Source organism: Mycobacterium asiaticum DSM 44297 (assembly GCF_000613245.1).
Lineage (GTDB): Bacteria > Actinomycetota > Actinomycetes > Mycobacteriales > Mycobacteriaceae > Mycobacterium > Mycobacterium asiaticum.
Map to the genome: position 1 here is coordinate 1,154,395 of NZ_HG964937.1, position 737 is coordinate 1,155,131.

The 737-nt window shown below is 75.6% G+C and carries 1 pseudogene; it reads right to left on the bottom strand.

Going from position 1 to position 737, the window contains the following annotated elements:
- Positions 1-713: pseudogene (locus BN972_RS29770) on the bottom strand (PE family protein); the annotation flags it as partial.
- Between the last annotated feature and the right edge of the window lie 24 nt (positions 714-737).

Here is a 737-nt window from a genome sequence, read left to right on the forward strand (position 1 = left end):
TCGCGCCGGGTCCGGCGCCGTGCCCGCCGGTCCCGGCAGCCCCGAATAGCGCCCCCGCGTTGCCGCCCTGCCCGCCGGCGCCACCCTTACCGCCGGTGACCAGAGCTTGGCCGCCAGAGCCTCCGGTGCCGCCGGCGCCCAGCAATAGCGCTGAGCCGCCGGCCCCGCCGGTGCCGCCGACCCCGTTGGTGCCGGTGGCGATACCGCCGGAGCCGCCGGTGCCACCGTGACCGAACAACCCGCCACCTGCCCGCCGGCCCACCGGCACCGCCGGCGCCGCCGGCGGCGGTGTTGGTCGCGCCGTGTGCGCCGTTGCCGCCGTTGCCGAACAGCCAGCCGCCGTCACCGCCGGCGGTACCGGTGCCCGGAATTCCGTTGGCGCCGTTGCCGATCAACGGCCGTCCGGTCAGTGCCTGCACCGGCTGGTTGATGATGCTGAGCAGATTCTGTTGCAGGGCGTGGATCGGGTTGGTGCTCACCGGGGCGCCGATGCCGTCCGCACCCAGTAACAGCCCGCTGATGCCGCCCAGGCCCGCCTTGCCCGCGGTCACTCCGCCGGTGCCGAGGCTGCCGCCGTTGCCGCCGTTTCCGATCAGCACACCGTTGCCGCCGGTCCCGCCGTTGCCGCCGGTGACCACCCCGGCTCCGCCGTTGCCGCCGTTGCCTCCATTGCCCAGCAGCCCGGACGTGCCCCCGGCTCCGCCGATGCCGCCGGTGATGTTGCTCGTGCCGCCGGT